The organism is Allorhizobium ampelinum S4, assembly GCF_000016285.1.
In the GTDB taxonomy this organism is placed as follows: Bacteria; Pseudomonadota; Alphaproteobacteria; order Rhizobiales; family Rhizobiaceae; genus Allorhizobium; species Allorhizobium ampelinum.
This window is the reverse complement of record NC_011988.1, coordinates 351,960-367,545: the sequence shown is the minus strand read 5'-3', so window position 1 is coordinate 367,545 and position 15,586 is coordinate 351,960. Positions and strand designations below refer to the sequence as shown.

Annotated in this window: 15 protein-coding genes; 4 read left to right on the top strand and 11 right to left on the bottom strand. The window is 58.6% G+C overall.

The window, feature by feature from the left end:
* Positions 1-64: 64 nt before the first annotated feature.
* Both AVI_RS18950 and AVI_RS18945 read right to left on the bottom strand, forming a co-directional pair.
* A complete protein-coding gene (locus AVI_RS18950; RefSeq protein ID WP_041698480.1) occupies positions 65-802 on the bottom strand; it encodes a PspA/IM30 family protein in 738 nt (245 codons plus the stop codon).
* Positions 799-1,245 (bottom strand): YjfI family protein, encoded by a 447-nt coding sequence (locus tag AVI_RS18945; protein WP_012653745.1) that lies wholly within the window; start codon positions 1,243-1,245, stop codon positions 799-801. The genes AVI_RS18950 and AVI_RS18945 overlap by 4 nt, the downstream gene beginning before the upstream one ends.
* 279 nt (positions 1,246-1,524) lie before the next feature.
* On the opposite strand from AVI_RS18945, the gene AVI_RS18940 reads away from it, so the two are divergent.
* From AVI_RS18940 to AVI_RS18925, 4 genes are read left to right on the top strand one after another with little or no spacing between them, the layout of a single operon-like run.
* Positions 1,525-2,184, top strand: coding sequence for a YjfK family protein (locus AVI_RS18940; protein WP_012653744.1), 660 nt, complete (start codon positions 1,525-1,527; stop codon positions 2,182-2,184).
* Between the two features lie 27 nt (positions 2,185-2,211).
* On the top strand, positions 2,212-2,613 hold the full coding sequence (locus tag AVI_RS18935; protein ID WP_012653743.1) for a DUF350 domain-containing protein: 402 nt from the start codon (positions 2,212-2,214) through the stop codon (positions 2,611-2,613).
* 10 nt (positions 2,614-2,623) lie between these two features.
* Positions 2,624-3,226 (top strand): DUF1190 domain-containing protein, encoded by a 603-nt coding sequence (locus tag AVI_RS18930; protein ID WP_012653742.1) that lies wholly within the window; start codon positions 2,624-2,626, stop codon positions 3,224-3,226.
* 1 nt (position 3,227) lies between these two features.
* A complete protein-coding gene (locus tag AVI_RS18925) occupies positions 3,228-4,382 on the top strand; it encodes a glutathionylspermidine synthase family protein (RefSeq protein ID WP_012653741.1) in 1,155 nt (384 codons plus the stop codon).
* Between the two features lie 27 nt (positions 4,383-4,409).
* Here AVI_RS18925 and AVI_RS18920 read toward each other — a convergent pair whose 3' ends face one another.
* The 9 genes from AVI_RS18920 to AVI_RS18880 all read right to left on the bottom strand — a co-directional run bounded on the left by AVI_RS18920 (position 4,410) and on the right by AVI_RS18880 (position 15,582).
* Positions 4,410-6,245, bottom strand: coding sequence for an ABC transporter ATP-binding protein (locus AVI_RS18920; RefSeq protein ID WP_012653740.1), 1,836 nt, complete (start codon positions 6,243-6,245; stop codon positions 4,410-4,412).
* 44 nt (positions 6,246-6,289) lie between these two features.
* Positions 6,290-8,074 carry a gamma-glutamyltransferase family protein gene (locus tag AVI_RS18915; RefSeq protein ID WP_012653739.1) on the bottom strand — a complete coding sequence of 595 codons (1,785 nt, stop codon included), beginning with the start codon at positions 8,072-8,074 and terminating at the stop codon, positions 6,290-6,292.
* A gap of 47 nt (positions 8,075-8,121) precedes the next feature.
* Positions 8,122-8,991: an ABC transporter permease gene (locus AVI_RS18910; protein WP_012653738.1), complete on the bottom strand. Its 870-nt coding sequence runs from the start codon at positions 8,989-8,991 to the stop codon at positions 8,122-8,124.
* On the bottom strand, positions 8,988-9,935 hold the full coding sequence (locus tag AVI_RS18905) for an ABC transporter permease (protein WP_012653737.1): 948 nt from the start codon (positions 9,933-9,935) through the stop codon (positions 8,988-8,990). Before AVI_RS18905 ends, AVI_RS18910 begins: the two co-directional genes overlap by 4 nt.
* Positions 9,936-10,035: 100 nt before the next feature.
* Positions 10,036-11,544, bottom strand: a complete 1,509-nt coding sequence (locus tag AVI_RS18900; RefSeq protein ID WP_012653736.1) for an ABC transporter substrate-binding protein — start codon at positions 11,542-11,544, stop codon at positions 10,036-10,038.
* 51 nt (positions 11,545-11,595) lie between these two features.
* Positions 11,596-12,312 (bottom strand): FadR/GntR family transcriptional regulator, encoded by a 717-nt coding sequence (locus AVI_RS18895; protein ID WP_012653735.1) that lies wholly within the window; start codon positions 12,310-12,312, stop codon positions 11,596-11,598.
* A 116-nt stretch (positions 12,313-12,428) separates the two neighbouring features.
* The gene (locus AVI_RS18890; RefSeq protein ID WP_012653734.1) at positions 12,429-13,574 is read right to left on the bottom strand and encodes a M24 family metallopeptidase; all 1,146 of its coding nucleotides are present in this window, start codon (positions 13,572-13,574) and stop codon (positions 12,429-12,431) included.
* Between the two features lie 20 nt (positions 13,575-13,594).
* Positions 13,595-14,569 (bottom strand): ABC transporter ATP-binding protein, encoded by a 975-nt coding sequence (locus tag AVI_RS18885; protein ID WP_012653733.1) that lies wholly within the window; start codon positions 14,567-14,569, stop codon positions 13,595-13,597.
* Positions 14,566-15,582, bottom strand: coding sequence for an ABC transporter ATP-binding protein (locus AVI_RS18880; RefSeq protein ID WP_041698478.1), 1,017 nt, complete (start codon positions 15,580-15,582; stop codon positions 14,566-14,568). The genes AVI_RS18885 and AVI_RS18880 overlap by 4 nt, the downstream gene beginning before the upstream one ends.
* Between the last annotated feature and the right edge of the window lie 4 nt (positions 15,583-15,586).

The following is a 15,586-nucleotide window of genomic DNA, read 5'->3' as shown; positions in this document are numbered from 1 at the left end:
GTTCCACCCGGATTGTTTCGGGTTCTCTCGACTTGGTTTCTTTGCCAGAAGGCAGGAGTCCTGCTTAGCGCTCAAGCTTCTCAGCGGGCGCAGGCAGAAGAACCTGGGCACTGGACCCGCTGGGGGCCATCAACTGCTTCAGCACATCGTCCGCCGATTGGCTGGAGCCACCGATGCCCGCTTCCCGCAGTTGACGATCAAGATCACTGCCATTTTCCAGCGCCGCCAGTTCCGCACCGGCCTCGATACGGCCAGCGGTGATTTCCTGGCGTTTCTTGATCCGTTCAAGGCTTTCCACTGCACTGCCAAGACGGGTGTTGATGCCAGACTGGCTATGCGAAATGGCCGATTGCGCCCGCAGCAGCGATTCATTTGCCTTCACATTTTCCACTTCGCGCTTCATCTGGGTAATGCGCGCCTCGGTGTCCTGGATGGTGCGCAGCATCTGTTGCTGGCGCGGCAGCAGACGGTTCAGTTCCTCTTCATCGCGCTGAATTTCGCCGCGGATAGTGGCGATGCGCTGCGCCAGGCCTTGGGCAAGGTCCATACGGCCAGCATTGACGGCAGCGCGCGCACTGTCGCTATCCTTCAGCTCCTTGGCGCGGGCCTCTTCCAGCCGGCGCATGACACTTTTGTTCGATGCCATGATCCCGGCCAAATCCGAGCGCGCCCGGCGCAAGGACTGCTCGGCGTCCCGAAGCTCCTGATCCAGAATACGCATGGACTGACTATCGGCAGCAGCCTCTGCCACCTCGTTGACGCCGCCGCGAATGGCGGTGAAAATCTTTGCCCAGGTGCTCATGCCGCCATCTCCCCGTTCTTCCATTCATCGATCATCACCGCCGCATCCACCGCATTGGCCGCGAGTATAGCCACTTCCTCAACGACCGTTTCGGCACGGGAGCGGGTCGAGAGCGAACCGAAAAGCTCATACCATTCCTCCCCGTCGATAATGGTAATGCCGAAACTGGATAGCGGCACGAACTTATGGGTCTTCAGAACCATGCGCTCGAAATCCGCGCGGTTCGGTACGTCATCGCATGGCACCAAAACGATGCTGGCGAGAATATCACGTTCGCCGCTCACGGCGACGAAGACATCCATGTCTCCCTTTTCCTTTAGCGTTACGCAGATCACGTCGCCGCTCTGGGGAACGGTCACATCGACATCGCCCAGCGCCTCGGGATCGGCTGCAAACAGACGGGTCAAGCTCGTCAAAGTCCAGGGTTCCAAACATTCCTCCATCGGTTGAAATTCTGAGCATTATTTGGGTATTCCGGCAGGCAGTTAAAAGCCTGTTATGCTAAATAGTTTGCGTGGAAAACACCGTAAAGACAGGGGCTAAGTGATGACGTCTGTGCCCTTGCTGGTCTTTCCCTCTCCTTGTTTTCAAGGGCCGATCTCCATCTTGCCGCTCAATCCTGCCGGTTTTCCACGACGATAGAATGATGGTCAAGGTTGCTCTTTTCAATCTTGATGCCATATTCACCGCAGCTATCGATTGCGCCTTATAGGAGATGCTTGATGTTGGGTTGGTTCAGCAGACGCAAGACCGAAAAGCCGATGCAAAAGGAACTCGGCCCCCTGGGTGCCGTGATCGGTGGCGCGCTCGATCTTGATTTCCTCTCACTGGAAGCCGACGCGCTGGGGGCTCAACCGGCCATGCCGCTGCCTCAAAGCGGCGCTTTCATCATTGCCGCTTATGGGGAAGTCCGGCTCGATGCAGCATCGGTCCTGTCGCGCTATTACGATGAAAATCACCAGATGATCCAGGTCATGTCCCCATCCGGCAAGCCGGGCGATGGCGTAGACGACATCAGTTTCTACCGGCCATGGGATAGCGTCGTGCCGGTCAGCCAGAGCGAGTGGAGCCGCTGGACAGGGCCATCAGGCATGATTGGCGCACCCTCTTACGATGCTGACGGTATTCTGTTCAATCGCTTCTGGGGGGAAGGTCCGGAGCGGGCTGAGACCGTTCAATTCGTTGAAGAGGTAGAGGATGGCGAAACCAGTCGCTCGATCCATCAATCCTGCATGCTGTATTACCGGCCCCTTGGGTCCACGCAGGAAATGCTGTTGATCAATGTGGAACGTGATCTCGATCCCTCCCAGGCCCAGGCGGGCCGCTCTGTCGAATTTCTGATTGGCTATGGTATCGGTGCCGCCGATGTCCGTCGCGTCTGACCAAAACCTTTCCTGAGGGGATATTTCATGCTGCATTATATGGCGGGACTGCCAGCCTTCCTGGGTTATTTCTTCATTGGCATCGCGGCTTATGGTGTTTTTGCAGCGATTTACACGTGGCTGACGCCCCATAAAGAAGTTGAATTGATCAGGGCGGGCAATCTGGCTGCGGTCACAGCATTTCTAGGCGCTCTCATGGGGTTCAGCCTGCCGCTTGCTTCAGCGGCGGCCAATTCCGTCAGCATGATCGATTATATTCTCTGGGCATTTATCGGCATTCTCGTGCAGATTTTCGCGTTTTTTATCGCCAATTTCACCATGAAGGATCTGCATGAGAAAATCACCGCCGGTGATATTGCCGCAGGCCTTTGGGGCGGTGGCATCGCACTGATCGTCGGCATTCTCAATGCTGCCTGCATGACCTATTGAGGAGGCCAGAATGCGCAGACGTTTAAGCGGGCGAAGGCCCCCGATCCTCGCCCTTGGCACCATCGCCGCCTCCAGCATGCTGCTCTCCGGCTGCGGCGAGGATGCGCCCACTGAGCGCACCTTCACCTCCGTCGATCAATGCATCTCTCAAGGGATGGATCGGGAAGTGTGTCAGACAGCCTACCAGGATGCCGTCAAAGCCCATATGGCCAACGCACCGCGCTTTGATGGCATGGCCGCATGCGAGGCCGAATATGGCGCAAAACAATGCGTGCAGCAGACAGCATCCAATACCGATGGGAGCAATGGGAGTGGCAGCTTTTTCATGCCCTTCATGGCTGGCTACCTGCTGTCTTCGACCATTAACAATATTGGCGACTATAATCGATACCGGCGGGAAGCGACGCAAAGCAGCAGCTACGGCGGAGGCAGCTTTGGCGGGGGCGGCACGCCGATTTATCGCAACCGCAGCGGCCAGACCGTGACCATCAACAAAGGCCGCGACACGATCCTTGCTCCGTCAAGCCAAGGCTCCAAGCCCGCCAATGTTAATACCCGCACAGTAAGTCGCCAGGGCTTCGGGGGACGATCCTCCTTCAGTTTCGGCGGCTGACATGAAGCGCATCACCATTGCGGAACGTTCCGATTGGCGCGATAAGGCGCGCGCCGTCGGCTTTGGCTTTCATGAAATGTATGGCGAGCCCTATTGGGTGGACGATGCCGCCTATGTGTTTTCCCTGGAAGAGATTGAAACCCGCATAGAGACGCCAAGTCAGGAGCTGCACGATATGTGCATGGACCTGATCGGTGACATCGTTGAAAACGAGGAGGTCCTCGACCGGCTAGCCATCCCAGACGATCTCCGCGACGTGGTCCGCAGATCCTGGCAACGCCAGGACCGGCATCTCTATGGGCGTTTCGATCTTGCCTATGATGGCGAAGGCCCCGCCAAGCTGCTGGAATATAACGCCGACACGCCGACATCCGTTTTCGAGACCGCCTATTTCCAGTTCAATTGGCTCACCGATCAGCAGGCGCTTGGCGCGCTGCCCGCCGATGCCGACCAGTATAACCTGTTGCAGGAAAGCCTTGTGGAGGCATTCGAGCAGTTTCCGAAACAGTCGATTTTCCATTTCGCGGCGATGACCGAGAATGAGGAAGATCGCGGCACCACGGTCTATCTGATGGATTGCGCCCTCCAGGCCGGGCACCGCGTCGAACTTCTCGATATCGGCGATATCGGCATTGATGCAGAAGGGCGCTTTACGGATCTGCAAGACAGGGTGATCGACCAGTGTTTCAAGCTCTACCCCTGGGAATTCATGCTGCGCGAGCCATTTTCCCGGCAATTGGCACGGTCCGGCGATGTGTTTATCGAACCCGCCTGGAAATCACTACTGTCCAACAAGGGGCTGCTACCCTTGCTGTGGCAGCGTCACCCTAATCACCCCAATCTATTGCCAAGCTTTTTTGCCGACGATCCCGCCGCCTCAAGCCTTGGCGACTACGTGCGAAAGCCGCTTCTGTCGCGCGAGGGCGAAAACGTCACGCTTTTCCAAGGTGGCACGGAATCTCTTGTCTCCCCAGGTGGTTACGGCGAGGAAGGATTTATCGTTCAAGCCTATGCGCCTCTTTTCGAGAGCCAGGCGGGCTTTGCCGTGCTCGGCAGCTGGATTGTCGGTGACAGAGCCTGCGCCCTTGGCATCCGCGAGGACCGATCCCGCATCACCGCCAATCTCTCGCGCTTTGTGCCGCATGTGATTGTCTAAAGTTTTACATCGGATTTGTCCGAAATCCTATCCTACCCTCGCTTCATCCCGCATGACCATGTGGCCCGGGGAGACCAGTTCATAGCGTCTTTTGGGCGGTTGGTATCCGAGCGGGCGCACCGGGCTTTTCAGCTCTTCGCTGTCCAGATCGCGCCGGATATTTCGGCGGGAAGGATCAGGCACCGGCACGGCTTTCATCAGCTTTCGGGTATAGGCATGTTGCGGGTTGGAGAACACCGCAGCTCTCGGGCCGATCTCGACGATTTCGCCGAGATACATCACAGCGACCCTATGGCTGACCCGCTCCACCACCGCCATGTCGTGGGAAATGAACAGAAAAGCGATTTTCAGGCTGGCTTGCAGATCCATCAGCAGGTTGCAGACCTGCGCCTTGATGGACACGTCGAGGGCAGACACGCTTTCATCGGCGACGATGACTTTCGGGTCCAACGCCAGCGCCCGAGCAATGGCAATGCGTTGGCGCTGCCCGCCGGAAAACTCGTGCGGATAGCGGTTGGCCATATCGGCGCTGAGGCCCACCCGCTCCATCAGGTCGGCGGCTTTGTCACGCGCCTGCCTGTGCGTGGCAAGCCGATGGGTGGTGATCGGCTCCGCAACCGAAGCACCCACCGTCATGCGCGGATTGAGGCTGGCGAAAGGGTCTTGAAAAATCATCTGAATGGAGCGGCGCATCCGGTTGATATCGGGGCATCGCAGCGACAGAACATCATAGCCATCCAATTGGACCGAGCCGCTGAGTGGATCGATCAACCGCATGACGGAACGTCCGGTGGTCGATTTTCCGCAGCCCGACTCTCCTACAAGCGATAGTGTTTCGCCCTGGAAAAGATCGAAGGAGACATTCTCCACGGCATGGATCACGCCGGTTTTCCTACTGAATAACCCTCCCTTGATGTCGAAACGCGTCACCAGATCCCGTACCTGGAGAACCGGTGTCAGACCCCGCTCGACAGTGTCAGCGACGACTGTGGGCTCCACCCGTTCGCCGGTCGCCATATCGACGACCGGAAAGCGCCGTGGCCAGGCGGCATCGCCCATTTCCCCCAAGCGTGGAACAGCAGAGAGCAAAGCGCGGGTATAGCGATGCCGGCCCTTGTGAAAAACATCGCTCGTCGTGCCGGTTTCCACCACATCACCGCGAAACATCACCATGGTGCGGTCAGCAATTTCGGCCACAACGCCCATATCATGGGTGATAAACAGCACAGACATGCCTTCTTCCGCCTGCAATTGCTTGATGAGATCAAGGATCTGGCCCTGGATCGTCACGTCAAGGGCCGTGGTCGGCTCGTCAGCGATCAGGATTTTCGGTTTCAGCGCCAGCGCCATGGCGATCATCACCCGCTGGCGCATTCCGCCCGAGAATTGATGCGGATAATCATCAAACCGCGCCTTGGCATTGGGAATGCGAACCTTGTCCAGCAGGTGGATGGTCTGCGCCCGCGCCTCGCCTTTGGACAGACCGCCATGGGCAATCAAGGCCTCGGAAATCTGCCGGCCGATGGTGAAAATCGGATTGAGGCTGGTCATCGGCTCCTGAAAGATCATCGCCATGTCCCTGCCGCGTACGTTGCGCATGGCCTTTCGGGATAAAGCCATCAGATCGCGGCCCTCCAGCATGATCCTCCCGGTCGTCCGGCTGCTCTGTTCAGCCAGCAGCCGCATGATCGATAGCGATGTCACACTCTTGCCCGATCCACTCTCCCCGACAATGGCGAGCGTTTCACCCGCCATCACATCAAATGACACATCGCGGACCACGGTTTTCCAGCGTCCATCCACCAGAAAAGCGGTGTTCAGCCCCTCTACGGACAAGATCGGTGCAGGTGTTTGCGCGCTCATGACAGGTCCTCGTTGGTGATCGGGTCTACAGCCCCAGGCGTGACTTATCGTCCAACCGCATAGGCCTGCATCAGCCTTGGCGTGGCCGCCGCCCGCAAGAGTCCATCGGCATCGCGCCGCGCTGCGGTCAACCGGCCGATAGACCATGGTTCGGCGACGGTCAGGGCATGACCGCGTCTGGCCAGTTCGGCAATCGTCGCCTCGGGGAAATTCTTCTCCACCATCAGGCTGCCCGGCTCACGGGTGCGAGGATAAAACGAGCCAGGGAAATGCGAGGTGTGGAACAGCGGCCGATCGATGGCAGCCTGAAGATTGAAGCCATGGTGAACATAGCGCAGGAAGAACGACAGCTGCCATTGATCCTGCTGGTCGCCGCCCGGCGTGCCAAACGACAGGGTGGGACGGCCCTCATAGAGCGCGATCGATGGAGTCAGGGTGGTGCGCGGGCGCTTGCCTGGTTGCAGCGAGGTGGGAAGGCCGGGTTTCAGCCAGAACATCTGCGCCCGGGAATTGAGACAGAAGCCCAGTCCCGGCACAATCGGCGAGGATTGCAGCCAGCCACCGGATGGCGTGACGGACACCATATTGCCGTCGCGGTCGATCACATCGATATGCACGGTATCACCGCGCTTTTCGCTCAAATGCGCCATGGTCGGCTCAAACACCGCCCCGGTTTTCGACGTGGCACCCAACATCTCCATGGTGCGGGCATATTGATCTTCAAAGCCGGCAACCCGGCCCGGCACCAGATCGAAAGACGCCGTCTCACCGATCAATGCGCGACGCTCAGTGGCATAGGCCTCGCTCAGCAAATGCTGCATCGGCACGGTGGCGAAGGCCGGATCGCCATAATAAATCTCCCGGTCGGCATAGGCCAGCTTCATGGCCTCGGTGACGGTGTGAACGAAATCCGGGCCATCCGAAGCCATTGCCGCAATATCGAAGCCTTTCAGGAGGGACAGGGCTTGCAACAGCACTGGCCCCTGCCCCCATGGTCCGGTCTTGGCCACGGTCCAGCCATGATAATCAAAGGTTTGCGGCTCCTCTATGGTCGCAGACCACTGCGCCATATCGTCAGCCGTCAGCACGCCTTTGTGACACGCACCGCTCGCATCCATCACTGCCGTGGACTGGACATAGCGATCGATCTGTTCAGCGACGAAACCACGGTAGAAGGCGTCGCGCGCTGCTTCAATCTGCGCCTCGCGACCGGATTTGGCCTCGGCTTCCACAATGATCCGCTTCCAGGTCTCGGCCAGAACCGGATTGGTAAACAGGCTATTCGGCTCCGGGGCGAAGCCGCCCGGCAACCAGGTCTGGTGCGAGGTTGGCCAATGCTGTTCGAAGAAACTGCCAAGTCCCTTGATGGTGGCCGAAACTCTGGCCAGAACCGGATGGCCTTTTTCGGCATAATAAATGGCTGGTTCCAGCACGTCGCGCACGCTCATCGTGCCGTAATCGCGCAGCATCAGCATCCAGCCATCGAAGGCGCCGGGGATAACGGTTGCCAGCAGGCCATCGCCGGGAATGAGATCCAGCCCTTCCTCCGTGTAGTGCTCGATGGTGGCGCCCGCCGGTGCAGGCCCTTGGGCGCAGATGACCTCCACCTTGTCCTTGTTTTTCGAGTAGATCACGGCTGGCATATCGCCGCCCGGACCACACAGATGCGGCTCGACAACTTGCAGCACGAAGCCGGTGGCGACGGCAGCATCGAAGGCATTGCCACCCTTTTCCAGTATGGCCATGCCGACGGCAGAGGCAATCCAGTGGGTGGAGGTAACAACGCCAAAGGTGCCGAGAATTTCAGGCCGGGTGGTAAAGTCAGTCATAGCATATATCCCAGAATTGAAATGATGATGTATCTTAGCTGTTTGCGTCAGGACGAGCGCGGATCGAGAACGTCACGCAGCCCGTCCCCCAGGAGATTGAACCCAATGACGACGAGAAAAATCGCACCGCCCGGCCAAATGGCCATCCACGGTGCCTGACTGAGGAAATTCTTGGCGACATTCAGCATCGAGCCCCAGCTGGGCGCTGGCGGCTGCTGTCCAAGACCCAGAAAAGACAGGCTGGCTTCGGCGATGATCGCAGTGGCAACCGTCAGTGTTGCCTGCACCAGAACCGGCGCCAGGATATTGGGAAAGATGTAACGGCTCATGATTGCCACATGTCCAAGGCCAATGGAGCGTGCGCCCTCCACGTAATCTTCCGTCTTGACGGCCAAAACCTGACCTCGACTCAACCGGATGAAGGTTGGCAGCGCCGAAAGGCCGATGGCGATCATCGCATTGGTCAGGCTCGGCCCAAGAAAGGCGGCAAGAGCGATGGCCATGATCAGAAAAGGCATTGCCAGGAAGGCCTCGGTGATGCGGGAAATCACCATATCGATCCAGCCGCCGAAATAACCGGAGAGGATGCCAAGCGGAACACCAAGGATGGTGGCAATCGCCACGGAGAAAATTCCTGCCGCAAGCGATGCCCTCGCCCCCCAGATCATCCGGGACATAATATCGCGGCCAAGGTCATCCGTGCCGAACGGGTGGGCCAGCGACGGTGCCTTGCGAATGGCTGACCAGCTCGACGCCAAGGGATCGGCGATGGGCAGCAGCGGCGCCAGCAGCGCCACCACCAGAAAGAACAGGATGATGCCAAGGCCAACCAACGCTGCCTTGTTGGCTTTCAGTTTGCGCCAGCCTCTGCCGGATAGGGGGGACGGGCCAGTTGCGGCCTCACTCATGGCGGTCATAGGCTGGCCCTCATCCGAGGATTGAGAAGAAGATAGAGACAATCGGCCATCAGGTTCATCAGGATGAAGCCGATGGCGGTGCAGAGCACAACGCCCTGGACGACGGCATAGTCGCGATTGAACACCGCATCGACGATCAGCTTGCCAAAGCCGGGAATGGTGAAAATCTGCTCCGTCAGCACCGCACCGGCCAGCAATTCGCCAAAAAGCAAGGCGGTCAGGGTGACGATGGGCAAAACAGCATTGCGAAAACTGTGAGACAAGATGACCGAACGTTCGGGCATGCCCTTGGCGCGGGCGGTGCGCACATAATCCGAACTGAGAACCCCTAGCATGGCCGAGCGCGTGTGGCGCATGATCGATGCTGCCAAGGCATTGCCGAGCACGAAAGACGGCATCAGCATGGTTTTCATCGACATCCATGGGTCGGAGAAGAATGGTTGATAACCGGAGGCCGGCAGCCAGCCGAGCCGGACCGAAACCAGAAGAATGAGCATGATACCAAGCCAGAAATTCGGGATCGACAGGCCAGATAGCGCCACCACGCTAGCCAGGTAATCGATCAGCGTATTCTTCTTGACCGCGGCCAGAATGCCGAGGGGAATGCCGAGGGTGAGAGCAAAGATCATCGACATGATGGCCAGTTGGCAGGTGACGGGCAGTTTCTCGCCGATCAGTTCCAGCACGGGCTGGTTGGTTCGCAACGACATGCCGAGATCACCCTTCAGCGCGGCGCCAAGCCACATTACATATTGAACGGGCATCGGATCATTCAGGTGGTATTTCTCGCGCAGGCTTTCCATCACCGCGGGATCGCGGTCTTCTCCCGCCATGATCAGCACCGGATCTCCCGGCAGAAGCTTTTGCAGCGAAAAAACGAAGACAGAAATGATCAGCAGCGTCGGTATGGCCAGCAACAGGCGCCGGGCAAGGAAAGTGGGCATGACGGTCTCCGGATGAATGAGACGTTTGTGTCAGGCGGCGGACCTGCCGCCTGACAAAGATCGCTTCCGTGACAGGATCGCCAGGGCAAAAAGCAAGACGTCAATTGGCCTTTTGCATGCCCGTCAGCCGGATCATTCCATCCGGTGACGGCACAAAACCGGTGATCTTCTTGCTCGACGCCCAGAGCCAGGACTGATGACCGAGATAGATGATCGGCAGGTCGTCATTCAGGATTTCATCGGCCGCATCATATTTCTGCTTGCGCACGGCGTCGTCGGTGGATTGCCGCGCTTCGTTCAACAGCGTATCGACGGCGGGATTGCAATATTTGGTATCGTTGATGCCACCCTTGCAGGTGACGAACTGATGCAGATTGCCATCCGGGTCCACACGCCCGGACCAATCCGAACGGCTGATTTGGTAATTTCCAGTCGTCTGCTCGTTGAGCATGGTGGCAAATTCCATCGTCTTCAGCGTCACGTCAAAACCAGCCTCAGCGACCATCGATTGCACGACCTGCATCATCTGCAACATCGTCGCGCTGTTGGACACCTGCAACTCAATCGGCACCCGGTCAAATCCAGCGGCTTTGACCAGGGCTTTTGCCTTTTCGACATCGCGGGCAGGAACGGGAATCCGCTTGTCATACCAGGGGCTCACAGGCGGAAATGGCTGATTGCCCGCCAGAGCCGTCCCCTCAAAGACGATCTGATTCAGTGCTTCGCGATCGATGGCCAGCGAGAAGGCCTGCCGCAGGCGCTTGTCCTTGCCAAGCGGGTTATTGGCGCGAGGACCATTGCCGATATTAACATACATCGCCATGTAACCAACGCCCACTGCCTGTTCAAAGTCCAGCTTGCCATCGGATTTGATGGAGGCGGCATCGGTCGGCGCCACCCGCTCAATCATATCGAGATCACCGGAGCGCAAATTGGCGAGGCGCACCGTGCTATCGACAATCGGCAGATAGGTGAGCTTGTTGATGAAGATCTGATCCTTGTTCCAGTAATCGGCAAATTTCTCCAGCACGATCCGGTCCTGCTGCACCCGCTCGACGAATTTGAATGGACCGGCGCAGACGGGATGGCTGCCGAAATTAGCGCCCAATTCCTTGGCGGCCTTGGGCGAGACGATCATCCCGGCCCGGTCGGACAATTGCGCCAGCAGGGTCGAATCCGGGGCCTTGAGGGTAAATTTCACCGTATCGCTGCCGATAGCCTCGACCTTTTCAACCGAGGCAAGCTCGCTCTTGCGGCGCGATTCCGGCATGGTCATGTTGCGCTGGATGGTGGCGACAACAGCTTCGGCGTTGAGGGGTGTTTCGTCGTGAAATTTCACGCCCTGGCGCAGCGTCATGGTTAAAACCTTGCCACCCTCGCTCCAGGCCCAGCCGGTGGCAAGCTGCGGGATGATTTTCAAGTCGGGCGAGACATCAACCAGTTTGTCGCACATGGCCGTATAGACAATACGCCCCACGAACGTGCGCGACTGCGCCGGATCGAGCACGTCAGGGTCTTCCGACAAGCCGATCTTCAGGTCAGCGGCCATCACAGGTGCGGCAAAAGCGGCGGTGACGAGCAGCGCGGTCAAAACTCTGTTCAGTTTCATGCCATTCCCCTCATTGTTGTTTTTATGCTGATGATAGGCAGTTCTTGGCCGTCATGCCTCTGCGACGTGGACGGCGGTATCGATCGAGGTAATGCGGATCAGGCTCTCTTGCAGGGTGAGAAGGTGGACCCGCATGGCTTCGCCCGCTCCGATCGGGTCGTGCGAGGCAATACGGTCGATAATGGCGAGATGCTGGCCATGGGTGACAGGGCGGGTTTGAGCAAACGCCCGCGCCTGTTCACGAATATTCTGCCAGGCCGGGTCCTGCCGCGTCCGGTTCATCACATCGAACAGCGCCAGGAAAAGGCTGTTGCCAGCGCATTGGGCAATCTTTCGATGCAGCGCCCCATCCCAAAGCTCCCGCCCATCGGCATCCTTGCTGGCGCCGATCTTTGCCACCAGATCATACATGGCCTGCACATCCGTCGCATTGGCCCGCAGGGCCGCCAGCTGTGCCAGTTGCGGCTCAAGCCGCAGGCGCACTTCCATGACTTCCAAAGGATCGGTTCCGGCAACCAGGGCGCCGACATAGTCATCGAATGCGTCGGGGCGTGCGCCAGCAAACGTACCAGACCCCTGCCGCCGCCAGATAAGCCCTTCTGCTTCAAGAACCTCCAGAGCCCGGCGAACGGAACGGCGGCCAAGGCAAAGCTCCTCGCACAATGACCGCTCCGTCGGCAGTTTTTCCCCTGCACTGAACCGGCCGGAGCTCAGCAGTTCACGCAATTTGTTCAGGGCGAGATTGGAATTGTCGTGATCGTCAATCATGCATTGGTTCGAACCAATTGATAATTGGTTCATACTCAGACGAACGAAGAGATGAGTCAATCCGACTCTGCATATTTTTTCATACTGCTTTTATTTTAGGCAAACAGATGCTGCCCTTATCCCGAGAAAGGCTCCGTCGGCCCCTTGGCGGGTTGGGTAAACCAGTTCGGTCCATCCGAGGTCATGTAAATAATGTCTTCCAGACGCAGGCCGAATTGTCCGGGCAGCACGATCATCGGCTCGCAGGAAAAGCACATTCCCGCGTCAAGGCGAACAGTGTTGCCGCGCACGATATAGGGCTCCTCATGTCCCTCAAGGCCAAGACCATGACCGGCGCGATGGGGCAGTCCGGGAAGCTGGTAATCCGGGCCGAGGCCGTGGCGGGTCAGCACGTCGCGGGCCGCATCATCCAGGCTACCACAGGTCGCGCCAATCCGGGCCGCATCGAAAACCGCCTGCTGCGCTGCTCGCTCGATATCCCAGATGCGGGCGAACTCGGCGGTTGGCTCCTCCAGCATATAGGTGCGGGTGATGTCGGAGTTATAGCCATCAATGCGGCAGCCGGTATCGACCAGCACCACATCGCCCGGCTGGTAATATTGCTCATCATCCGCCCCATGCGGCAGGGACGTGGTCTCGCCAAAGGAGACGATGCAGAAGGTGGAGCCGTTGCTGGCGCCTAGGCGTCGGTGTTCATCATCAATGAAGCGCACGACCTCCGAAGCGGCAATGCCGGGGCGGATCATAGCGTGAGCTTTGCGCTGCACATCCAGTGTCAGGTTCATCGCATATTGGATGATGGCGATTTCAGCGGCGGATTTTCGCAGGCGCTGACCGCGCAACAACGGTCCGCCATCGATCAACCGATCTGCTACTATTTCGCGCTTGAGCGCATTGTAGACGAAAAGTGGCACGAAATCGTCGACCGCAAGCGTGCTAGCGTGGGGCAGGAAGGACGCGACAAGGGCGGCGCTGCTTTCATCTTCTTCCCAGACCCTGATATCGCCGGGAAGATGCGGCAATGTCTCCACCCGGCTGCGCTCAAAGCCCGGCACCACATAGACAAGATCCGATGCCGTAATCACCGCACCCACAAGCCGCTCGCTGCCATGCCAGGCCAGCCCGGTGAAATAGCGCAGGCTCTCGGTGGAGCCGATCAGCACGGCGCCGATATCCTTTTCCGCCATGGTCTTTCGAAGGGTCTCCAACCTTATAACCCGCTCTTCCATGGAGATTTTCGGGGCTGATAGCAGTGAGGACATGGTCTGTTTCCTTGGGTAATTTAAGCCCGACCTTCTTCAACGGCATGACAGGCCACCTGGACGGTGTCCGTCATGGTCATCAGTGGCATTTCCGCCTTGCAGCGGTCATTGGCCAGCGTGCAGCGAGGATGGAAGGGACAGCCCGTGGGTGGATTGAGCGGAGACGGCATTTCGCCAACGAGCTTGATCCGCTCGCCTCGCCGGTCTGGATCGGCAATCAGCGTCGCGGAGAGAAGCGCCTTGGTATAGGGATGGCGCGGATTGGTAAACAGCGCTTCCACCGGGCCAAGTTCCACCGCATGGCCGAGATACATCACCACCACATCATCGGCGATGTGGCGCACCACGGCCAGATTGTGAGAAATGAACATCATGGTAAGGTTAAGCTGGGTTTTTAGCCGTTTCAAAAGATTGAGGATTTGCGCCTGTACCGACACATCCAGTGCAGACGTTGGCTCATCACAAACCAGAAATTCCGGCTGGAGAATGAGGGCGCGGGCGATGCCGATGCGCTGGCGCTGGCCACCTGAGAATTCATGCGGATAGCGGTCCGCAGCCTGCGGCGGCAGGCCGACCAGTTCCAGCATGTCGGCAACGGCCTTGCGACGGCTGGCCTTGTCGCCAATGCCGTGGATGACCAAGCCTTCGGCAATGGAGTCACCAATCGGCAACCGTGGATCCAGCGAGGAGTAAGGGTCTTGAAAGACAATCTGAATGCGGCGGGAAGAGGCGAAATCAACACCCATGCCGGGTCCGGCAATCTGCTTGTCATCAAAGATGATTTCGCCTGCGGTCGGCGCGAACAGACCCACCACGATGCGGGCCAGCGTGGATTTTCCGCAGCCGCTTTCACCGACCACACCCAGCGTGCGCCCGCGCTCGATGGTGAGGCTGACATCATTGACGGCGTTGACATAGCCTTTCACTCGCTGGAACGCCCCGCCGGTCACGGCGAAGGCCATTTTGATGCCGTTCATTTCGATCAGGGCGCTCATGCGGGCTGAACCTCTTGTTCACCGGCAAGCGTCGCCGGTTCGTTCAGCCAGCATCGACAGTGATGGGCCTTGTGGATTTCGGTCAGCGCTGGAACTTCGGTCAGACAGCGCGGTTCATTGGCCTCACGCCGGGCTGTGCAACGCGGCGCGAACAGACAGCCCTGTGGCAAGTGGGTTAATTGCGGCACACGACCATCGATGACTTCCAGCATATCAGGAGATTCGCCCAGCACCGGCACCGAGCGCAGCAAGGCTTGCGTGTAGGGATGCTTGGGCGATTTGAACAGGGTTCTCACATCGGCAAGCTCTACCACTTGGCCCGCATACATCACCGCGACATGATCGGCCATTTCGGCGACCACGCCGAGATCATGGGTGATCAGAATGATGGCGGTGCCGAAATCGCGCTGCAAATCGCGCATCAAATCCAGAATTTGCGCCTGAATGGTCACATCCAGCGCGGTGGTCGGCTCGTCGGCAATCAGTACTTCCGGCTGGCAGGCCAGCGCCATGGCAATCATCACCCGCTGCGCCATGCCACCGGACATTTCATGCGGATAGGCCTTCATGCGTCGTTGGGGATCGGGAATGCCGACGGCTTTCAGCATGGCGATTGCTGCATCCTCGGCTTCGCGCTTGCCCATGTTTTTGTGCAGACGGTAAGCCTCGGCAATCTGCCGCCCCACGGTGTGAACCGGATTGAGCGAGGAGGAAGGGTCCTGAAAAATCATCGAAATCCGGTTGCCGCGCACCTTGCTGAGGTCCATCGGCGACATGCTGCGCAGATCGGCCCCATCCAGCAGCACTTCGCCACCGATGATTTTGCCGGGATAGGGCACCAGCCCCATGATGCTCAGCGCGGTGATCGATTTGCCGCAGCCGCTCTCGCCGACAACGCAGAGCGTTTGCCCCGCTTCAAGCGACAACGAGACCTTATCGACCGCGCGGGCGGTGCCGGATCGGGTTTGGAAATGGGTGGTGAGATCGCGGATCTCCAGAATAGGCCGGGTCATGCTG